Source organism: Vibrio azureus (assembly GCF_002849855.1).
Lineage (GTDB): Bacteria > Pseudomonadota > Gammaproteobacteria > Enterobacterales > Vibrionaceae > Vibrio > Vibrio azureus.
Genome location: NZ_CP018616.1, coordinates 3,006,764 through 3,027,709 on the forward strand (window position 1 = coordinate 3,006,764; position 20,946 = coordinate 3,027,709).

Below are 20,946 nucleotides of genomic sequence, written 5' to 3' on the forward strand. Positions count from 1 at the left end.
TACCCATTCGCAAGACAGGCGAACATTGTAAAGGGGTTTGATCGCGAATAAAACCGCAAATTGTTAGATGATTTCATAAGCAACTTTTTATAATATCGTTTGCCTTATTACATAAAAGGGAAATGTGCTTAATCATGACGACTGAGCGGCAAGACACAAAACATGGGGCGCTTCTGGCGATTAGTGCTTACACCATGTGGGGCATTGCCCCCATCTACTTTAAATCTATTCATCATGTTGCTCCGTTAGAAATATTAAGTCACCGGATAATCTGGTCATTTTTTCTTCTGGCAGCTTTACTCTATTTCGGCCGTCATGGACGTTTAGTTCGAGATATCATCAAGAACAAAACAAAAATGCTTTACCTACTCGCAACCGCCGTCTTAGTCGGAACAAACTGGCTGATCTTTATTTGGGCTATTCACGCAAATAAAATGCTTGATGCTAGTCTTGGCTATTATATTAATCCGTTGTTCAATGTATTGCTGGGAATGCTTTTCCTCGGAGAGAGGCTGCGTAAACTCCAATGGGTAGCGGTAACTTTAGCCGCCTGTGGTGTAATTGTGCAATTGTTGATCTTTGGCTCTGTTCCCTTGATTGCTATTGTTCTCGCTACGTCATTTGGCTTGTATGGACTTCTACGAAAAAAAGTCAGCGTCGATGCTAAAACAGGCTTATTTATCGAAACCGTGGTCATGCTCCCTGCCGCTCTCATTTACCTGTTGTTTATCACTGACACCCCAACATCAAATCTACTCAATAACACTTGGCAGTTAAACGCGCTTCTTGTTTCAGCGGGCATTATTACTACCTTACCCCTACTTTGCTTCACTGGTGCGGCGACACGCCTTAAGCTTTCTACTTTGGGCTTCTTCCAATACATTGGTCCCAGCTTGATGTTCTTGCTTGCAACCTTGATTTATGGTGAAACATTCACATTGGACAAAGCAATCACCTTTGCCTTTATTTGGAGCGCTTTACTGATCTTTAGTATCGATGGTTTACGAAGCAATCGTCAGCCAAGTTAAACTTCCCCATATTATGATGCCCCTTATCCCTAACTTTAATAAGGGGCAAAATTCTGCATCAACTAGGTTCCTCATTCACACCTGTAATAACAATAATAAAAACATAAGATTATGTTATAATTAGAAAATAAAGTAAAAACCCTATAATTTGTATTTTTTCTTCGCTAGCCATCCGCACGATCACACCCTGATAAAAACCCTTCTTTTAATAGTGAAATTGCCGTCATTATCCACTAATTATCCTTACAGGTATGCACAGTGATTCGTTCAATCCTGCTGCAGTCGATGTCACTTGGCTATGGAGAAAAATATGGAAAATTTAACTCAACAGCAAGCTTGTCGGTTTCTAGATTTAGCCACAATGGGAGTGAAACAGTCAGAAGTTACCTATTTATTGTCACTGGACGACAGAGGGCAATGGATAAACGAACAAATTGCCCAACCTTATATGGATCACCTTCAACAAACTCGCTACCAAGCACACTCTCGCAACTTATCTGCAAGTACGCAAGATTGTCGTGTTGGAGCATGGTTTGATATTGCGCTTAATGACAACGCTCAATTGCGTCAGCGTGTGGCTTTTGCTCTTAGTCAGATCTTTGTTGTAAGTGAGAAGGATAGCAACCTTATCCAAAATGCAGACGCACTCGCGAACTTCTATCAATTACTGACTCAGGGCGCTTTTGTATCTTTCAAAGACTTACTGCGGGATATCACGCTATCGCCAGTCATGGGGCTGTATCTAACCATGAATGGTAATAAGCCACAGAGTATTACGGGGCAAGCCCCCGATCAAAACTATGCTCGTGAAGTGATGCAACTTTTTACCATCGGATTACATCAATTAAATATGGATGGCTCGTTCGTTTTAGATGAACAAGGAAAACCACAAGAAACCTATCAAGATTCAGATATAGAAGCGCTTGCACGTGTTTTTACCGGCTGGGACGTCGATAATAGTAATACACTTGTCCCAATGGTAGCCGATGAAACACAACATGATACCAACACGAAATACATCCTGAATCAAACCTACCCTCAAGGTCAAACCGCTCGCCAAGATCTAGAACAATTCCTCGAACAGATATCCTCACACCCAAATGTCGCGCCATTTATTTCGACTCTACTCATCAAACGCCTTACCACATCAAATCCAAGTCGAGAATACGTTTATCGGGTCGCAAATATTTTTTATAACAGTGATGGTAATCTCGCTGAAGTGATTCATGCCATATATACCGATAGGGCTTTGTTTGACACTCCGAGTCATCACATGGCGAAGGTAAGAGAACCCATACTTGCTATGACCTACCTCTACAGGGCTTTACATGCCTATCCCGGAGGTGGTAACGACATCATTTATGATCCCATGAGCTACAAAGAAACCTTTAATCAATACCCATTGGGGGCCAACTCTGTCTTTAATTTCTATTCACCGAATCATATGCCACCTGGCGATCTTACCCAAAAAAGTTTAACGGCTCCTGAGCTGGCTATCATCGATTGGGGACAATTAATCAATATGGGAAACATCTTTTACCGCTGTCTTCGGGATTATGGGCAAAACCGTGGTAACAGCAGTAATAAAAAAGAATTATATGTTGCTCCCGCAGCACTTGAAGACTTAGCCCAATCTGGCCAAGGCGAACAGCTCTTAGATACCATCAACCTATGGGTGCTTAATGCTCAAGGTTCACCTGAAGTGTTAGCCCGATTACAAAACATTTATAACGGCCACAACAACAAATTTTATGCCGTGCACAAGATGCTATTCCTCGCGTTTATCTCTCCCGATTTCATGGTACAGGAGTAAGTTATGTCGATTACACGTAGAAATTTCTTGAAAGGTGCATCAAGCACCGCATTCTCCGGTCTAGTGCCATTATCACTGTCCTTACCAGTAGGCAAAACGTTGGCCAATGAAAGTAACGAGTATCGAGCCATGATCTGCCTGTTTCTCCATGGTGGAAACGACTCATTCAATATGATTGTACCTAGAGATAGCAATACTCAATACACGGCAGCAAGACCAAATATTTTTCTCACGGAAGCTGAGAAGTTAGCAATCCCAAATTCAGAGTCTGGACAAGCATTAGCAATTAATGCCCGTATGCCTAACATTGCAGAGATGCTTAATCAGGGGCAAGGGGCTGCTCTACTCAATATCGGTACCTTAGTTGAACCGACCAATAAGCAAAACCTCTATCAAGTGCGCAAACCAAACAACCTGGGAGCACACAATAAGCAACAAACAGCTTGGCAATCGAGCTGGGGAGAAAATGGTTACCACCCTTATGGTTGGGCGGGCTTAATGATGGATATACTTAGCGATTACAGCACCGTTTCTGACTCCATTTCCTTTACAGGCAACGAACTTCTGGCAGGCACAACCTCGAAAGATATTTCACTTTCTTCCGGTGAAATTAGAGCAATGGATGCCTTAGGACAATCAAGCGCGATTAATAATCAATTAACCAGCTTGGTCAACGCACCTTATGGCTCCGATTTCAAACGAACTTACAACCAACAACTTAAAGATATTTTAGATTTTCAGACAGATCTTCAATCGGTACTTGATACCTACCCAGAAGACACCAGTATTCCAAGCTCTTCACTAGGAAAACAGTTAAGAATGGTCAGAAGCATGATACAAGCCGCATCTGATTTAGGCCACCAGCGGCAAGTCTTTTTTGTCAATCTTGGTGGATTTGATAATCACCGCAACCAAAGAGGACGTCATGATGGGCTGCTTGAAACCATCGATTTAGCCGTAAGTGCCTTTCACCGTTCTTTAGAAACATTATCATTAACGGAGCAAGTCGTTACTTTTACCCTCTCAGACTTTGGCAGAACAATAGAAAACAACAGTAATCAGGGCACGGATCATGGCTGGGGCAGTAATCAACTCATGATTGGGGGAATAAATTTATTCCATCCCAATCATCAGAGCAACTTAGCGCAACTTTGTGCCGTTGGATGGGGTTAAGTGAACAGGATGTCGACTTAATATTTCCAACACTCTCACCTTATAATAGCAATCCATTCTCAAGCCGTTACCTCGGTGTATTGGGTAACTACCTCAATGAAGAGCAAGAATCAGAGTTAGCGATTTTAGCAGTAAGTGCAACTGAAACGCGCGTCGATCACACGCCAGAAATGGCCATTGATGGTAACCCAGCAACAAAGTGGACAGCAAAAGGACGAGGGATACAATATTTGATTCAATTAGAAACCACGTCTAACGTTAGTAAACTTAACTACTCCCAAGCCAAAGGAGATGTCCGCCAATACGAATTTGACATCGAAGTCAGTAATAATGGCATCGACTTCGAACTGGTTGGTCAAGTCTTGACTCCTGGCAGTACGACGGAAACAGTGACTCAAACCATAGGCAAAACAGGGGTTAACTTCATACGCCTGACCTGTAACGGTAATAATGGTGACGACCCTAAATTAGTCTTGTGGAATAATTTTCAAACTTTAGCGGTTCTAGGCTACACCACCTAGTAAAACACTATTTGGTTTTGACGCGTTTATTTTTTACAAGACAATTTACAAACAACACGATAAGCTTGGTTAATAAATAACCAAGCTTTTTTACTTTGACTGCGCTGCATGGAAAAAATTAGACATTACTCAACTGAGCATACTGACTTAAGCTTAATCGAAGCAAAATACCAAAAGTTTGCTTTTCGAAGCCATTATCATCTTGATTTTCATCTCGGTTTAATCACACAAGGTGAACAAAAGTTTGTCTGCAAAGGCCAGCAGCATCAAGTCGGTTCTGGTCAGATCGTCATCATGCCACCCGATGAGTTGCATGACGGTGAATCCAAACTAGACTGCGGTTATGAAGTTAATGTCTTTGCTATCGAGCCCAGCCTTTTAGGGGATCTAACCGATCTTAAGCACCATGGTCAAATCATCAGCTTTAATCAATTGATCATCTCCGATCCTCTTGTATTTTCACAATTAATTAACTTACATCAATACCTTCGACGAGAAGACTTAAGCCAACTTGCTCAAGATTGCTTACCCTTCGAAGGATTCCAGCCGCTACTTTCCAGATACGCCTGCGTTGATCAACAAAAAGTCACCGCACTTGGTAAACAGTCTTTAGCGACACTCAAGGACTACCTTATGGCCAACCTTGATCAAGCGGTACGCTTAGAGACCTTATCTCAACTCTGCCAGCTGAGCCCAACTCAATTTCAACGTCATTTTAAAGCACAAACAGGCATGACTGCCTACGCTTGGTTTGCCCATTTACGGCTAGAGCAAGGATTAAAACTGCTCAAAGCGGGTCATTGCGGTACTGATGTTGCCCATCAAGTCGGTTTTTATGATCAAGCCCATTTTAGTAAAGCATTCAAACAAACCTATGGCCTGTCTCCTTCACAGATCATTCGCTGAACTTCGACACCTAATTTGTAAATCTGCCATTTTTTTACAAGCCGTCTAACCCAAGCCTATTCATAATCATCGTCTTAGTTCTACAGAAGTTGATATTGTTATGAATGAATCTACCGTTTTACTGACTCTCGCCACCATACATTTTATTGCACTAATGAGTCCAGGGCCTGATTTCGCTCTAGTAGTCCAAAATGCGACTCGATATGGCCGTCAAACAGGTTTTTATATCGCACTTGGCTTATCGGTGGGTATTGCCCTGCACTCTTTTTTAAGCTTAACAGGCGTCAGTTTTGTGATTCACCAGCACCCTCTTGTTTACACTGCGATTCAATTTATGGGTGGCAGTTATCTACTTTATCTAGGAATCATAGCCTTACGAGGTGTGATCAGCTTGATCAAAAAACCCAATTCTGATCAACAAAGCAAGCCGACTAGCTTAGTGATCAGCAACAAGCGTCATGCATTTACTAAAGGCTTTATGACCAATATTTTAAACCCGAAGGCACTGGTATTTTTTGTCAGTTTAATGTCCAGCATTGTACCTGTAGGTATGTCGACCGTTGGCAAAGCAACCGCATTAGTCATCTTATTTGTCCTATCACTGGTTTGGTTTTCCAGTTTGGCATGGATGCTATCAACACCACGCTTACAGCAACGCTTACATCAAGCAGCAATCTATATTGATGGTATTTGCGGTGCAGTATTTACTCTGGTTGGTGCCAGCATATTTTTTACAACCATAAGTCAGCTGATTCATTAAATGTTTGCTGGGCTGAACAATAAAAAATTAACTCTCCTTCAAAGGAGAAGACACTTTTTACTCTCAACTTTGTGCGAGATCGCTTACATCTGCTTAGGTGAAGCACTCTTTGTTTAGGGTAAAAAGCACCAAAATAAAAAATAAGTTATTGAAAATTAATTGATTTGTCCTTTTTACCTATCGCTCATATTAAAAAATGTGAGCTGAAGCCGTTGTCTGAATTCATGAAACACGTAATATTAACCCTGTCGGAAGGATTCTGACACGGAACAGGAAACACCATGGATAGGTGAACTTCAGGATGAAGAAACGATGACTCAGGATGAGTGGTCGGGTATGGATTGCAAAACGGACATTGAATGGACTCAATAGTAACTAGGACGGTTACTACTAAGGAAAGACAAGGACTCCTCTGGAAGAGGCAAGGATGTTACATCAGGATGATGTAAAGGACACCGCTCACGGAACAAGTGATGAGAACTAACTAGGACAGTTAGTAGACCAGGATAAGGTCATGGACACCGCTAGGATGGCGACGTAAGGATTATGCTGAAGGAATACAGCACACTATCAAGGATTTGATGCAAGGAGCACCTTTAGTAGCTGGATTGCTGCGGGTAAAACTCTAACCCCGATGGGTGCAAACCCTCGGGGTTTTTCTTTGTCTAAAATCTGACTTACTAAAGCCGGAAAGAACCCCACAAGGGCGTTAAGCACACCCCTTAATTGGTCGACTTTGCTCATTTAGCCGCGAAACTGATGTTTATAATTGTTCAAGCTTGGCATAAGCAGTAACCAGCCATTTTATCCCTTCTCCATTAAAAGCAATTTGCACTCGACTTTGTGGTCCACTCCCTTCGAAGTTAATGATGGTTCCTTCACCGAATTTTGGATGTTTCACCCTTGAACCAAGAGTAAAACCCGTCTCATTAAAGCTTTCTTTCACGGCAGTTTGGCTAAATCGACCACTGCTCACAGTACGGCTTACCTTGGCTTTCATGCGTACTTCATCAAGGCACGTTTCAGGTAACTCACGAATAAAACGAGAAGGCTTATGGTATTTATCTTGTCCGTATAGACGGCGCATTTCCGCATAAGTGATATAAAGCTTTTGCATCGCACGGGTCATACCGACGTAACACAAGCGGCGTTCTTCTTCCAAGCGCCCAGCTTCTTCGGCAGACATCTGACTTGGAAACATCCCTTCTTCTACGCCAACCATAAAGACCATTGGAAACTCCAAACCTTTCGCACTGTGAAGTGTCATAAGCTGAACCGCATCTTCAAATTCATCCGCTTGCCCTTCACCCGCTTCCAATGCAGCATGCGTTAAGAATGCTGTCAACAATGACATATCTTCTGCTTCTTCAGGCTTTTCAAACTGACGAGTTGCCGTCACTAGCTCTTCCAAGTTTTCAATGCGTGCCTTTGATTTCTCACCTTTCTCCTGCTCATACATCGCAAACAAACCTGAATATTTGATCACATGGTCCGTTTGATGATGTAACGGCATATCAATGGTGTCATCTTCCAATGCCGTAATCAGCTCGATAAAGCGGCTTAATGCACCTGCTGCACGACCAGCAAGTACCTTTTCATCTAGCAGCGCTACGCTGGATTCCCACATTGTGCAACCTCGATCACGGGCAGCAAAGCGGATTGTTTCTAGCGTTTTATCACCTAACCCTCGAGTGGGCGTATTCACTACACGTTCAAATGCAGCATCATCATTACGGTTAGCCATTAAGCGCAGGTAACTCAATGCATCCTTAATTTCTTGACGCTCGAAGAAGCGCATACCGCCATAAATACGATATGGTAGGCCTGCCTGAATGAGGGCTTCTTCTAAAACACGTGACTGAGCGTTATTTCGGTAAAGCATGGCTGTCTCGTTAAGAGCGCCCCCCTTATCTTGCCACTCTTTGATCTTGGTAACCGCAAAACGCGCTTCATCAAGCTCATTGTAAGCGCTATAAACCGAGATAGGCTCTCCGACAGCCCCATCAGTCCAAAGCTCTTTGCCCATGCGTTCGGTATTATTCACAATCAGGGCATTGGATGCTTCTAAGATGGTTTTAGTTGAACGGTAGTTCTGCTCAAGGCGAATGGTATTAACGCTTGGAAATTCCAAAGTGAATTTTTCTATATTTTCAACTTTTGCCCCACGCCAACCGTAAATAGACTGGTCGTCATCACCAACGATCATAACGTGACATTCAGGCCCAGCCATCATCCGTAGCCAAGCGTATTGAATATTATTGGTATCTTGAAACTCATCGACCAAAATATGTTTGAATCGAGCCTGATAATGTTCACGGACAAATTTGTTATCGCGCAGTAGCTCATGGGCACGCAGCAAAATTTCAGCAAAGTCGACCAAACCTGCACGATCACACGCTTCCTGATAGGCTGAATAAAGCTGTAAATACGTTTTTGTCAAAGGATCATGGTAAGCATCGATATGCGCCGGACGAAGGCCTTCATCCTTTTTTGCGTTTATCCACCACGCGACTTGTCGTGCTGGCCACTGTTTATCATCAAGGTTCTGGGCCTTAATCAAACGCTTAAGTAAACGCTGCTGATCGTCGCTGTCGATAATTTGAAAGTCTTCCGGCAATTTGGCATCAAGATAGTGCGCACGCAAAATACGATGACAAATACCGTGGAAAGTGCCGTTCCACATCCCACCAGTACTCCCCATCATTAGCTCTTCAATGCGCCCACGCATCTCTGCCGCCGCTTTATTGGTAAAAGTTACCGACATAATTGAAAACGGCGAAGCTTGCTCGACCGACATAAGCCAGGCAATGCGATGGACAAGAACACGTGTCTTACCACTCCCTGCACCAGCAAGGACAAGCAGGTTTTCTAGGGGCGCAGCAACGGCTTGACGCTGCTTATCGTTTAAACCGTCAATTAATAGGGAAGGATCTATCATGATGTGAGCTACTGGTTATTTATCCATAAAAAGTGATTATAACCTAAACAGCTCGGTCAGAAGAGATAAAATATATAAAAAGCTTCCCGATACATGACCGGGAAGGTTTTATTATTTATTCAAATAAGCAAGCAGCTCTTCAGGTGAGATTCCTTGTTGAGCTAATTTTTTGGCCATTAGCTCAACTTGCTCACCTTTACGTGACTCTATTACTTGCTGAAACTGATAAACAATATCGCGTAAAACCGGCACAGGAACTTGTTTTGCTGCGCTACGAATACGCTCAGAGCTTTGATTACCTAATTCATTAAGCAATTTACCAAACATCACCTTTTCTGGTGATTCTTCCATTTGCTCTAAAATACGAGCCATTTCATACGTGGTGAACGACATTACTTTACGAGTTCCGTTGTGGTGTCGAAAAAAATTCTGAATGACAAATATACACGCGTTAACTGGATTGGAAAATACTAAATTGCATTGTTTTACGCATTCGCCGCTTTTATATGCCAGCTTTTGCCAACTTTACTGAATAAAATCAATAACGCAGGTAATAAAAGCCACATATGTAGAGCAATTAAATTTTGCGGCTCCAATGATAAACGCTGCAATATACCTACCAGTAAACCCGAACCACTCATCTGAAACAGACCTAACAAAGCCGCAGCCGTTCCAGCTTTATCGCCAAATGGTTCAAGTGCTTTACCTGCAGCCGTGCCTAGGATCCAAGCAAATCCGACAGAAGATAAGAAGATTGGTAGCATGAAACATAAAGCAGTTTCATATCCGCTTAGGGCAAACATCAATATACCTGTTAACGCCAATAGTACAATGCCCACAACGAGCGTGTTATGAGTACCCCAGCGATCCATAAACTTGGGTGCTAGCATGCATGCAGATATATTAAATATAGCATTAAGACCAAACCAAAATGTAAATTCATTCATCGATAAGCCCATATCAACCATAAGAACATTAGGCACTGAAGTAACGTAAGCGAGAATCACAGCCATAGCCAGCAAACACAGAGAAGCATGGAAAATAAACGATGGTGTACTTAAAACCTGCCAGTAACGCTGCCAGCTAAATACTGACTGCTTAGTCGTGACTGGATTCGTTTCTTGCATACTGAAAAACATCACCCCACCAACGATTAAGGCATAAAAAGCCATAAAGCTGAAGTTTGCACGCCAATCAAACTGTTGAGTCAACCAACTACCTAAAATAGGGGCTAAAGCAGGAATAAAACAAATTGCGCCATTAAGGTAGCTGATCATTCGGCCGCTTTTTTCCGGTCCAAACAGATCACGAACCGTGGCAAATGCAGCAACAGAAGTGGCGCACGCACCAATACCTTGGAGCAAGCGCGCCGTCAACATCCACTCGATGCTGTGAGCCCACCAAGCTAATAAAGCGCTCAGCGCATAAATAGAAATGCCTGCAAGAGCAACGACTCGACGTCCATATTTATCGGCTAAAGGTCCAGCGAATAATTGTCCAACCCCCATCGAGAATAAAAACCAAGTGATGGTATCTTGAGCTAGCGTGCCATCAACATCAAATGTTGATGCAATCAACGGTAAGGCAGGAAGATAGATATCAATGGCAAGTGGACTAAACAAAACCAACAGCGTCAAAAGCACCATTTGTTTGTGACTATTTGTTAACGGCAGGGACACAACAAACTCCAAGATAGGTAAAAATCAGCCAGAGCATACCGATCTGCTGATATGAATGGAAATGATGTATACTCATTAACATTATTCCAAATAAGAAATACACTGTGAATATTGTCAAGTTAGCGCGTTTAGACCTCAATTTATTAGTTTGCTTTAAAGTCTTACTAGAAGAGTTAAATGTGACCAGAGCAGCGCATCGGCTTTGTCTCAGCCAGTCTGCCGTCAGTAAATCATTGGCTAAACTGCGTCAACAGTTCGACGATCCACTCTTTGTTCGCCACTCACACGGTTTAACTCCTACACCGCGCGCATTGTTCCTTAAACCGAAACTGGATCTGTTGATAAACCAACTTGAGGTGCTGACTCAACCCGAAGAGTTCTCGCCACAGAGCAGTGAGTACCGTTTTCAAATAGCAGCGGTAGAGAGTGTCTACCCGCTCATTCTGCCTCACTTCTTGCCAGCGATTTTCCAACAAGCGCCAGGCGTGACCATAAGCACCCACTCTTGGTCGGAACAAACGTTCAAGATGATTCAACGCGGTGAAATCGATTTAGGCATGACAGGTCGAGATATCGACATCAACGATGCCAAGCTGACTATGCTGCCGCCAGATGACATTTGTGAGCAGGAAATCTATCGTGACCACCAAATGTGTATCGTACGTAAAGACCACCCGGCTTTGCGTGGAAATTGGAATTTGGAAGCTTATCTAGCCCTGCGCCATGTTCAGGTACGTTGTGATGGCAACGACCGTTGGCTGCTCGACTATCGATTGGCCGATATGGGTAGAGAACGGGATATCGCAGTCACCGTACCTGACTTTAACAGTGCCGCAAGCTTGTGCACCTATACCGATTTCATTTTTACCGCACCAAGCCACTTTGTAAAACTTGCCGCAGCGCAACTTGATATGGCCTTTATCCCTTTACCATTAGAGTTTCCCCCGATGGCTTATTCCTTGTTTTGGCACAAAGACAGAAAAAATGATTCTGCTTTAACCTGGTTACGTAATATGATCACCCAAAAAACACATCACCTCAGATAAAAACCACCAACGGAGTTTGCGCTCTACCGATAAAATGGGTAGCTTACTGTCAAAGGTGATGATTTACCCACTAACATCTACTTCGTTGAGCACATGATGACGCTCAACATATTCGTGTCCCGCATACAATCAATGCAATGACCTCTAGCATGATAAAACGGTAATTTGAAGGAATAGCACAGATGCACAATGATACTCAGAGCCGAGTGAATGCAATTCGCCAATGGCTAGCACAACACAATATTGATGCCCTACTTGTCCCACACGAAGATGAGTTTTTGGGCGAGTACGTTCCGGCACACAACGAACGTTTACACTGGCTAACAGGCTTTACTGGTTCTGCTGGTGCTGCAGTGATTACTCAAGACAAAGCAGCCATTTTTGTCGATGGACGTTACACAGTACAAGTCACCAAACAGGTGCCTGCTGAACTTTTTGAGTACCGTCATCTTATTGAAGAACCAGCGCTAGATTGGGTCAAAGAGCAACTTGCAAACGGTTCATCTGTGGCCATCGACCCTCGCATGCACAGCTCAGCTTGGTTAGACATGGCACAAGAAAAATTGGCGGGGACACTTGAACTCAAGATCCTCGACAGCAACCCAATTGATGAACTTTGGCAAGACCGCCCCGCTCCTATGGTTTCTGATGTTCGCCTCATGGCAACCGAAGCCGTCGGCCAATCTAGCGAAAGCAAACGCCAAGAGATCGCAGAGTTAGTAAAAAAAGCAGGTGCAGACAGCGCAGTGATCACCGCACTCGATTCCATCTGCTGGCTTCTCAACGTTCGTGGTCTTGATGTATCACGCCTACCCGTTCTGCTTTCTCACGCGATTCTGCATTCAGATTCAAGCGTAGAATACTTCCTCGACCCCGCGCGTCTTCCGACTGAATTTAACACTCATGTCGGGACAGGTGTCTCTGTTCACCACCCAGAAGCCTTACAGGCCAGATTGGAAGCACTGACAGGCAAAAAGGTTCTCGTTGACCCTGCGCTCAGCAATGCATGGTTTAAGCTGGTTCTACAAAATGCAGGCGCATCTGTGGTGCGTAAAGCAGATCCATGTCTGATGCCAAAAGCAGCGAAGAATGCAGTTGAAGTCGCAGGTATGAAAGCATGTCATATCCGCGATGGCGTTGCGATGAGTAAATTCCTATCTTGGTTAGATGCAGAAGTCGTTGCAGGTAACCTGCACGATGAAGCAACACTGGCTGACAAACTGGAAGCATTCCGTAGCGAAGACCCGACACTTATGGATCTTAGCTTCGATACCATTTCGGCAGCAGGTGGCAACGCGGCGATGTGTCACTACAACCACGAGAACCAACCTGAGCCAGGTAAGCTAGAACTGAACACGCTTTATCTTGTGGACTCGGGCGGTCAGTACCTAGATGGCACAACAGACATCACGCGTACCATCGCGATCGGTCAGCCTTCACAAGAAATGATTAAGCAATTCACTCTTGCTTTAAAAGGCCATATTGGCGTCGCTCGGGCACGCTTCCCGAAAGGCACTCGAGGTTACCAGATCGATACGCTAGCTCGCCAACACTTATGGGCAGAAGGCTATGACTACGACCACGGTACAGGGCATGGTGTTGGCCATTTCTTAAATGTTCACGAAGGCCCAGCAAGCATTTCCAAGCGCCAAATTGATGTGCCACTTACAGAAGGCATGGTGCTGTCCAACGAGCCAGGTTACTACCGTGCAGATGCATTTGGTATCCGTATTGAAAACCTAGAGCTTGTTGTGGAAACACCAACTCACGGTGACTTCCCTGTTCTGTCGTTTGAGTCGCTAACACGCTGCCCAATCGACAAACGCAATATCAACGTTGATATGCTAACTCCTCCAGAACTTGCTTGGCTGAATGATTACCATCAGAAAGTCTGGGATGAGATCAGCCCACTTGTTGAAGGTGATGTGAAAGAGTGGCTTCGTCAAGCGACGCTACCTGTAGCACACAGTTAGAAACTAGAAAAAATAGAGGGTTGGCGTTTTTCGTCAACCCTTTTCTTATTTCAACACTTCTGTTTCACGTGAAACATAATTATGACCTGTGACTTTATTCGTAGCTTAACCAGAATACGCCGAGTGCCAATCTCGCCATACTGGGTCAAAGCCTTTGGCTCGAATCATATCTTCCACAGAGCAAGCACTTCGTTCATCACTGATCTCAAATTGCTCGAGTTCAATATCATCCATCGCATAGCCACCCGGCTGAGTTTTCGATGCCGCAGACATACTGGTGATGCCTAACGGCAATGCGTTATCTCTAAACTTAGGCGACTCACGAGTCGATAACGACAACTCCACTTCTGGATTCAACAAACGATAAGCACAAATTAACTGAACAAGCTGCTTATCTGTCATGACTGATTTTGGCTGCTTTCCGTTTAAAGAACTGGCTCCCTCACAAGGACGCAAACGCGGGAAAGAAATCGAGTAACGAGTCTGCCAATATGTGCGCTCAAGATAGTCCAAGTGCGCTGCCACATAGAAGCAATCTGTACGCCACTCTTCCAATCCTATCAATGCGCCAATACCGATCTTATCGATGCCCGCTTTTGCGAGGCGATCGGGTGTATCCAATCGGTATTCAAAATCCCTCTTATTACCACGCAAATGGTGCTCGGCATACGTCGAAGGATGATACGTTTCTTGATAAACCATCACCGCATCCAAACCCAATGTCTTGAGCTCAGCGTATTCGTCTTGATCTAGCGGCTGTACTTCCATAGACAAATAGTTAAAGTGTTGCTTAATCATCGGCACCATTTCGCGGAAGTATTTCATTCCAACTTTTGTCTCATGTTCGCCAGTCACCAGCAATACGCTATCGAACTTCATGCGTTTAATGGCTTCAACTTCTGCAGTTACTTCGTCCCGATTCAAGGTACGACGCTTGATTCGGTTCTCCATTGAGAAGCCACAATAAGTACAGGCATTGGCGCACAAGTTAGAAAGGTACAATGGAATGTAAAGCGACATGGTATTACCAAAACGCTTGCGAGTTGCCGAGTATGATAACTGCGCCATTTGCTCTAAGTACCCTTCAGCTGCGGGTGAAATTAGCGCTTTAAAGTCTTCCAAATCACGCTTGGGTTTATTCAATGCCCACTCAACATCTTGTGCTGTTTTCGCGTAGATCGACATCGAAATGTCATCCCAATTAAGCTGCTTAAATTGTTCAACGAAGCTCATGTTTTCCTCGCTTAATAGCTAGACTAATCTAGGACTAAAGCTCGTCTAAGAATGACGTCAGTGGACTCGACGCAACCGCCTGAGAAACCTTACCAGCCAGACCGGCTTCATAAGCCATACGCCCCGACTCTACCGCCAACTTAAATGCCTTAGCCATCGCAACGGGGCTGCTTGAAGTTGCGATCGCGGTATTGACGAGCACAGCATCCGCGCCCATTTCCATCGCACGCGCGGCATGTGAAGGAGCGCCAATACCCGCATCGACAACCACTGGAACATTAGCTTGGTCGATAATGATCTCTAGGAAATCGTGAGATACTATCCCTTTGTTGGAACCAATCGGCGCACCTAATGGCATGACTGCAGCGCAGCCTATTTCTTCCAATCGTTTACACAGAACCGGATCGGCATGACAGTAAGGAAGTACAATAAATCCTTCACGAACCAACTGCTCAGCGGCTGCAAGTGTCTCAATGGGATCGGGCATCAAGTACTTCGGGTCTGGATGAATTTCCAGCTTTAGCCAGTTAGTACCCAACGCTTCTCGAGCCAAATGCGCAGCGAATATTGCATCTTTAGCATTCTTTGCACCTGAGGTGTTCGGCAACAAGTTCACCCCCGCCTTAACTAACGGCAGTAAGATATCGTCTTGTGGGTCGTTCACATCCACGCGCTTCAACGCCATAGTCGCAAGTTGAGAACCCGATACTTGAATCGTTTCCGCCATCAATCGGCTGTTGGCAAACTTCCCTGTTCCAGTGAACAGGCGTGACTCGAATTGTTTATCCCCAATGTTAAGCATCGATGTTACCCCCCTGCGATCGCTTGAAACAAAGAGATGCTATCTCCCTGTGAAAGAGCTGTGCTTGCCCACTCACTGCGCGGCACAACATTATTATTTATTGCAAAAACACAGCCCATTTCAGGCAACGCAAATTGACTAATGATTTGCTGTAGATTCGACTCACTGGCAACTTGATGCGACTGGTCATTGATGACAATAGTGATCACATCCAAGTCAGCAGCGGTCATTTGTGTTGTTTGTTGTTCTGATAAGATCATTACTTCCAACTCTCTGAGTTCTACCCATTACTCGTAAACTAAATTTGAGCGCAAACTTGGCACTGTTTATCTTGGCTTATCGCCATGGTTTGCCATTGCAGCTTCAATCCATCAAACAGATGCAACTTGGCAGTTTCGACATGAAACTTTCCCGTCGCCAGTTTTTGAATTGCCGCGATCGCTTGGTAGTTGCCAAGTGTACCCACCACCGGACCGACGACACCGCTCTCACTGCACTTTTGCGTTTGCGGTAATTCGTCGAACGGATACAAACAGCGGTAACAGGCTTTACTCTGCGCTTCTTGTTCACTTGGTGTTTGGTAATCAAAGACAGCGAATTGCCCTTGCCAACCAATTGCTGCCGCCGAGATGAGCGGCGTATTTTGCTCGAAACAAACTTGGTTAATTAGCTGGCGCGTTGGCATGTTATCGGTGCAGTCGAGCACCACATCCGCTAGCATCACCTCAAGCTGTAACTGTGCTTTGTCTAATCGCTTATTGAGAGCACGGATTTGAACCATAGAATTAAGTTCAGTGAGTTGCTTTACAGTCGCTTTTGTTTTCGCAACTTGGAGGTCTTGTTCACGATAAATGATCTGACGCTGTAGGTTACTGCTATCAACTTCATCATCATCAACCACAACCAATTTACCAACGCCCGCGGATGCCAAGTACAAACTCGCTGCGCTCCCTAATCCACCACAACCGATGATCAGAACATGCGATTTGCTCAAACGCTCTTGCCCAATTTCGGCAATTTCAGGCAGAGCGACTTGGCGCTGATAGCGAAGAAACTGCTTATCCGTGAGCATGCTCGCCTCTCTTGTTATGCACCAATTCACTATTCTGATCAGTAAACGTTAGCTGTCTTTCCTTCATCAGTTGTGCGAAGAACTCGATGACGGACTGAGGTGATTCTGCCAACGTAATAGCTCGCACAACTGCCAAACTAGAAACACCTGTTTGCCAAACTTGGGCTGCATTAGATTGGTCAATACCACCAATTGCGACCGTGGGAAAACCGAGTAAATCGCTACTCACTGTTTTGCCTTTTGAAGGACGAAAAACCGACTCTGTGTTTTCATAAGGAATGCTTTCAATCAGCTTTTGATACAGTGCCAAACGCACCAAACCTTGTGGTTTCGATGGCATCTGTTTGGTGGTGGTTGGAAAGATATGCCCTAGCGCGATGTAACTAGGATGAATTTGTACGATGCGCAGTAGCTCATAATAACCATGAGTAGAAAGGCCTAGACGAATGCCGGCTTTAGTTAGCTGAGCCAAATTCGATTCTTCTATGTCTTCTTGTCCTAGGTGAACGCCATAGGCACCATGCTTGATTGCCAACTGCCAATAGTCATTGATGAATACTTGTGCTTGATACTGTCGACCTAGCTCAATTGCTCGAATGATCTGTTGTTCCAAATCGGCTTGTTGTGGGTTCTCGATTCGTAGCTGAATCGTGTTAATGCCTAAAGGCAGTAAACGTTCAATCCAAGCAACATCATCAACGACTGGGTAGAGCCCTAAACTTTGCTTAGTTAACGTTGGAAAGCTGACGCTATCTCCTTGTGCTGACCAACCAATTTGGATACCGAGTCGGTTACTCTCCAGTACAGGTGTAGGGAAATCATCAAATTGATCAGCCCACTGAGTAGATCGTCCCTCGTCAAGGTTGTCATTCAACAGTGTTTCACGTGAAACATTCGCTTGTTGAGTTAGCATTCCTCGCGCAAGTGTTAACGCGTCTTCGATAGGAAAATCGAGTACTGTCAGCGTTACTGTCCAAGCAAGGTGATGTTCAGGGTCGAACATTGCTTTAAGTTTGGACTTAACGGAAAGCGCTCTCACTTCGTTGTTAATTGGGTGACGCCAGATATCAAGCTGAAGCACTTGCTCCTTTTCATCAGATACCTGCGTATCAGCAATACCAATATAAATCGCTTTCGACGGTTGCTTAGCACACGCTTCTACCGATAAAGCAGAGCGGTAATAGAGCACAAATGAACTCTCATGCTCAGCATCATAACCATTAATAAGATCGGTCGTTATATGTGTGGTCTGTTGGTCGCGAACAAGCTGAATAGATTGAGTTGGGCTCACACCCAACTCAATGTCTTCAATGCTAAAACCCTGTTCTTTCGCCAACAATAAACATTGCTGAACTAAACCTGTCAGTTCAATCAATGATGACGGAATAAGGATTTTGCTCATTAGTCACTTACCTCAGCATGTGCAGCTGGGTGGTATAACTCAGAACCTGTCTCTCTAAACTCTTGCGATTTCTGACGCATCCCTTCAAGAGGATCATCAAGCATTTTGACTGAGATAGCTTGGTCCGCAGCAACTTGCTCAGTGTCTTTTGCGTACTCTCGTACCTCTTGCGAAATCTTCATCGAGCAAAACTTAGGGCCGCACATCGAACAGAAGTGAGCAACTTTTCCAGATTCTTGAGGCAAGGTTTCATCATGGAAAGCGCGCGCGGTATCTGGGTCGAGTGACAAGTTGAATTGGTCTTCCCAGCGGAACTCGAAGCGAGCTTTAGAAAGCGCGTTATCACGAACTTGTGCACCAGGGTGTCCCTTGGCTAAATCAGCGGCGTGCGCAGCAAGCTTGTAAGTGATCATGCCTACCTTCACGTCTTCTTTGTTTGGTAAGCCGAGATGCTCTTTAGGAGTGACGTAGCAAAGCATCGCGCAGCCATACCAGCCAATCATGGCAGCGCCAATACCTGAAGTAATATGGTCGTAACCAGGAGCGACGTCTGTCGTCAGTGGACCAAGGGTGTAGAACGGAGCTTCATGACAGTGCTCTAACTGCTCTTGCATATTCTCTTTGATCATATGCATTGGAACATGACCAGGACCTTCGATAATCACCTGTACGTCATATTCCCATGCAATCTTGGTTAACTCACCAAGGGTACGAAGCTCAGCAAACTGCGCCTCATCGTTAGCATCGGCAACCGAACCTGGGCGCAAACCATCTCCGAGCGAAAGTGCCACATCATACTTGGCGCAAATTTCACAGATCTCTCGGAAATGAGTGTATAAGAAGCTTTCTTGGTGATGCGCTAAACACCATTTAGCGATGATAGAGCCGCCACGAGAAACGATGCCAGTAACACGTTTCGCTGTCATTGGTACATAGCGAAGTAATAGGCCAGCATGGATAGTGAAGTAATCTACCCCTTGCTCAGCTTGCTCAATCAGAGTATCGCGCATCACTTCCCAATTAAGGTTTTCCGCAACCCCATTTACTTTTTCCAGCGCTTGGTACATAGGTACGGTGCCGATCGGAACCGGACTGTTCCGTAGAATCCATTCACGAGTTTCATGAATATTACGTCCAGTAGAGAGATCCATAACGGTATCACCACCCCAACGTGTCGCCCACACGAGCTTCTCTACTTCCTCCTCAATCGAAGATGTGACCGATGAGTTACCGATGTTGGCGTTCACTTTGACCAAAAAGTTACGCCCAATGATCATTGGTTCGGATTCTGGGTGGTTGATATTAGAAGGGATAATCGCGCGACCTTCGGCGACTTCTTTACGCACAAACTCTGCGGTAATGTCTTTGGGAAGATTCGCTCCGAAGCTTTGACCCGGATGCTGTTGATTTAGCACTTCATCACGATATTGAGCACGCCCCATATTTTCACGCAGGGCGATGTATTCCATTTCTGGGGTGACAATGCCTTTGCGAGCATAGTGCAATTGAGTCACGCACTGCCCACTTTTGGCACGTCGAATACGGGGTAAGTTACCGTAGCGGAGATCATCTAGCGTTTCATCTTCTAGGCGCTCTTTGGTGTATACCGAGCTTACTTCATCAAGTAGCTCAGTATCGGCACGCTCTGCAATCCATCCTTCTCTCAGCTTAGGTAAGCCGTTGTAAAGGTTTATAGTATGATTTGGGTCTGTGTATAAACCCGAGGTATCGTAAACGCGTACTGGCTCATTAGGGGCGAAAATAGGCGCTTCCTTTGTGCCTCCAATAAGGCTGTCAACGAGTGATATTTCACGCATTGGCACACGTATATCGGGACGTGAACCCTCTATGTAAACTTTGCTTGAATTTGGGTAGGGTTGTACCGAGAGTGTATCAATGAACTGTTTTGCTTCCAGTCTGGCTTGCTTGCGATTCGACATAGCATTTTTCCTTGCTTTGTAATTAGTTTGGATAAAAATGCTTGGCGGATAGATGCGACAAGAGGTCCCAAGACAACCAAAAAATGTGTTGCTTGAATATAGATAGATCACTGGCTGGGAAATATAGCGATCTCTTCTCCTGTTCCCTTCGCAGATTCTAATCTGATCAGGTTCAACGGATCCCGAATTAACGGTCTCAGCCTTATGGCACTCCGACAAGTAGAATCAGTATATAAAAACGGCTTGGTTAAACCAAGCCGATCTGATTAGGATTTGAGTATTTTTGCTAGCTACGCATCAATAATTGGAAGCCAAGCCATGCTGCAGAAATGCTTAATACGACATTCAGCACAACGTTTAGTCCCATCTTTAAGAAAGCGCCCTGCTGCATAAGCAACACGTTATCCATCGAAAAGGTAGAAAAGGTCGTGAGTGCCCCCAAAAAGCCCAAACCAATGATTTGACGCCATGGGTCAGTAGTCAGCAGTTCTGTCTCAAATGCAGCGATCAGTAGGCCCATAATAAACGAACCAACAACGTTTACCGTAAGCGTACCGTACGGAAAGCCTCGACCAAGTAGCATGACACAAAGTTCAGAAACTAAGTAACGGGAACAGGCACCAAATGCACCACCCAATGCAATAAAACCTAAAATAGCAG

General features: G+C 44.7%; 18 protein-coding genes and 1 riboswitch. Of the genes, 8 read left to right on the forward strand and 10 right to left on the reverse strand.

Annotated features, from left to right (window positions below; genetic code table 11):
* The first annotated feature begins 134 nt into the window (after window positions 1-134).
* The 6 genes from rarD to BS333_RS13740 all read left to right on the forward strand — a co-directional run bounded on the left by rarD (window position 135) and on the right by BS333_RS13740 (window position 6,201).
* Window positions 135-1,028: an EamA family transporter RarD gene (rarD, locus tag BS333_RS13720; RefSeq protein WP_021711250.1), complete on the forward strand. Its 894-nt coding sequence runs from the start codon at window positions 135-137 to the stop codon at window positions 1,026-1,028.
* A 310-nt stretch (window positions 1,029-1,338) separates the two neighbouring features.
* Complete coding sequence (locus BS333_RS13725; protein ID WP_021711249.1) at window positions 1,339-2,841, forward strand: DUF1800 domain-containing protein; 1,503 nt, start codon at window positions 1,339-1,341, stop codon at window positions 2,839-2,841.
* A gap of 3 nt (window positions 2,842-2,844) precedes the next feature.
* Entirely contained in the window at window positions 2,845-4,014 is a 1,170-nt protein-coding gene (locus tag BS333_RS13730) for a DUF1501 domain-containing protein (protein WP_021711248.1), read from the forward strand.
* Window positions 4,005-4,535, forward strand: coding sequence for a discoidin domain-containing protein (locus tag BS333_RS22300; RefSeq protein ID WP_021711247.1), 531 nt, complete (start codon window positions 4,005-4,007; stop codon window positions 4,533-4,535). Before BS333_RS13730 ends, BS333_RS22300 begins: the two co-directional genes overlap by 10 nt.
* Before the next feature lie 108 nt (window positions 4,536-4,643).
* Window positions 4,644-5,441, forward strand: coding sequence for an AraC family transcriptional regulator (locus tag BS333_RS13735; RefSeq protein WP_021711246.1), 798 nt, complete (start codon window positions 4,644-4,646; stop codon window positions 5,439-5,441).
* Between the two features lie 100 nt (window positions 5,442-5,541).
* Window positions 5,542-6,201, forward strand: coding sequence for a LysE family translocator (locus BS333_RS13740; RefSeq protein WP_021711245.1), 660 nt, complete (start codon window positions 5,542-5,544; stop codon window positions 6,199-6,201).
* 763 nt (window positions 6,202-6,964) lie between these two features.
* Here the strand turns inward: BS333_RS13740 and uvrD are convergent.
* From uvrD to BS333_RS13760, 3 genes are all read right to left on the reverse strand, one after another.
* Window positions 6,965-9,139, reverse strand: coding sequence for a DNA helicase II (gene uvrD, locus BS333_RS13750; RefSeq protein WP_021711244.1), 2,175 nt, complete (start codon window positions 9,137-9,139; stop codon window positions 6,965-6,967).
* Between the two features lie 111 nt (window positions 9,140-9,250).
* Window positions 9,251-9,532, reverse strand: a complete 282-nt coding sequence (tsrA, locus tag BS333_RS13755) for an H-NS-like global regulator TsrA (RefSeq protein WP_021711243.1) — start codon at window positions 9,530-9,532, stop codon at window positions 9,251-9,253.
* A 92-nt stretch (window positions 9,533-9,624) separates the two neighbouring features.
* Window positions 9,625-10,785 (reverse strand): multidrug effflux MFS transporter, encoded by a 1,161-nt coding sequence (locus BS333_RS13760; RefSeq protein ID WP_033004333.1) that lies wholly within the window; start codon window positions 10,783-10,785, stop codon window positions 9,625-9,627.
* 137 nt (window positions 10,786-10,922) lie between these two features.
* Here BS333_RS13760 and BS333_RS13765 point away from each other — a divergent pair, with 137 nt between their 5' ends.
* Together BS333_RS13765 and BS333_RS13770 are read left to right on the forward strand one after the other, a co-directional pair.
* Window positions 10,923-11,864, forward strand: a complete 942-nt coding sequence (locus BS333_RS13765) for a LysR substrate-binding domain-containing protein (RefSeq protein WP_021711241.1) — start codon at window positions 10,923-10,925, stop codon at window positions 11,862-11,864.
* 182 nt (window positions 11,865-12,046) lie between these two features.
* Window positions 12,047-13,837, forward strand: coding sequence for an aminopeptidase P family protein (locus BS333_RS13770; RefSeq protein ID WP_021711240.1), 1,791 nt, complete (start codon window positions 12,047-12,049; stop codon window positions 13,835-13,837).
* A gap of 105 nt (window positions 13,838-13,942) precedes the next feature.
* Here BS333_RS13770 and thiH read toward each other — a convergent pair whose 3' ends face one another.
* From thiH to crcB, 7 genes are all read right to left on the reverse strand, one after another.
* Window positions 13,943-15,070 (reverse strand): 2-iminoacetate synthase ThiH, encoded by a 1,128-nt coding sequence (gene thiH, locus BS333_RS13775; protein ID WP_021711239.1) that lies wholly within the window; start codon window positions 15,068-15,070, stop codon window positions 13,943-13,945.
* A gap of 34 nt (window positions 15,071-15,104) precedes the next feature.
* On the reverse strand, window positions 15,105-15,872 hold the full coding sequence (locus tag BS333_RS13780) for a thiazole synthase (protein ID WP_021711238.1): 768 nt from the start codon (window positions 15,870-15,872) through the stop codon (window positions 15,105-15,107).
* Between the two features lie 5 nt (window positions 15,873-15,877).
* A complete protein-coding gene (gene thiS / locus BS333_RS13785; protein ID WP_021711237.1) occupies window positions 15,878-16,132 on the reverse strand; it encodes a sulfur carrier protein ThiS in 255 nt (84 codons plus the stop codon).
* Between the two features lie 38 nt (window positions 16,133-16,170).
* Window positions 16,171-16,944: a HesA/MoeB/ThiF family protein gene (locus BS333_RS13790; RefSeq protein ID WP_021711236.1), complete on the reverse strand. Its 774-nt coding sequence runs from the start codon at window positions 16,942-16,944 to the stop codon at window positions 16,171-16,173.
* On the reverse strand, window positions 16,931-18,346 hold the full coding sequence (locus BS333_RS13795) for a thiamine phosphate synthase (protein WP_021711235.1): 1,416 nt from the start codon (window positions 18,344-18,346) through the stop codon (window positions 16,931-16,933). Before BS333_RS13795 ends, BS333_RS13790 begins: the two co-directional genes overlap by 14 nt.
* Window positions 18,346-20,286: a phosphomethylpyrimidine synthase ThiC gene (thiC, locus tag BS333_RS13800; RefSeq protein WP_021711234.1), complete on the reverse strand. Its 1,941-nt coding sequence runs from the start codon at window positions 20,284-20,286 to the stop codon at window positions 18,346-18,348. Before thiC ends, BS333_RS13795 begins: the two co-directional genes overlap by 1 nt.
* A gap of 126 nt (window positions 20,287-20,412) precedes the next feature.
* A riboswitch (TPP riboswitch) is annotated at window positions 20,413-20,511 on the reverse strand.
* 61 nt (window positions 20,512-20,572) lie between these two features.
* The coding region (gene crcB / locus BS333_RS13805; protein WP_237359102.1) for a fluoride efflux transporter CrcB at window positions 20,573-20,946 on the reverse strand (374 nt) is incomplete at its 5' end.

Coding starts and splice junctions, on each gene's coding strand:
- rarD (WP_021711250.1), top strand. CDS start 135: ATGACGACTGAGCGGCAAGACACAAAACATGGGGCGCTTCTGGCGATT.
- BS333_RS13725 (WP_021711249.1), top strand. CDS start 1,339: ATGGAAAATTTAACTCAACAGCAAGCTTGTCGGTTTCTAGATTTAGCC.
- BS333_RS13730 (WP_021711248.1), top strand. CDS start 2,845: ATGTCGATTACACGTAGAAATTTCTTGAAAGGTGCATCAAGCACCGCA.
- BS333_RS22300 (WP_021711247.1), top strand. CDS start 4,005: ATGGGGTTAAGTGAACAGGATGTCGACTTAATATTTCCAACACTCTCA.
- BS333_RS13735 (WP_021711246.1), top strand. CDS start 4,644: ATGGAAAAAATTAGACATTACTCAACTGAGCATACTGACTTAAGCTTA.
- BS333_RS13740 (WP_021711245.1), top strand. CDS start 5,542: ATGAATGAATCTACCGTTTTACTGACTCTCGCCACCATACATTTTATT.
- uvrD (WP_021711244.1), bottom strand. CDS start 9,139: ATGATAGATCCTTCCCTATTAATTGACGGTTTAAACGATAAGCAGCGT.
- tsrA (WP_021711243.1), bottom strand. CDS start 9,532: ATGTCGTTCACCACGTATGAAATGGCTCGTATTTTAGAGCAAATGGAA.
- BS333_RS13760 (WP_033004333.1), bottom strand. CDS start 10,785: ATGGTGCTTTTGACGCTGTTGGTTTTGTTTAGTCCACTTGCCATTGAT.
- BS333_RS13770 (WP_021711240.1), top strand. CDS start 12,047: ATGCACAATGATACTCAGAGCCGAGTGAATGCAATTCGCCAATGGCTA.
- thiH (WP_021711239.1), bottom strand. CDS start 15,070: ATGAGCTTCGTTGAACAATTTAAGCAGCTTAATTGGGATGACATTTCG.
- BS333_RS13780 (WP_021711238.1), bottom strand. CDS start 15,872: ATGCTTAACATTGGGGATAAACAATTCGAGTCACGCCTGTTCACTGGA.
- thiS (WP_021711237.1), bottom strand. CDS start 16,132: ATGATCTTATCAGAACAACAAACAACACAAATGACCGCTGCTGACTTG.
- BS333_RS13790 (WP_021711236.1), bottom strand. CDS start 16,944: ATGCTCACGGATAAGCAGTTTCTTCGCTATCAGCGCCAAGTCGCTCTG.
- BS333_RS13795 (WP_021711235.1), bottom strand. CDS start 18,346: ATGAGCAAAATCCTTATTCCGTCATCATTGATTGAACTGACAGGTTTA.
- thiC (WP_021711234.1), bottom strand. CDS start 20,286: ATGTCGAATCGCAAGCAAGCCAGACTGGAAGCAAAACAGTTCATTGAT.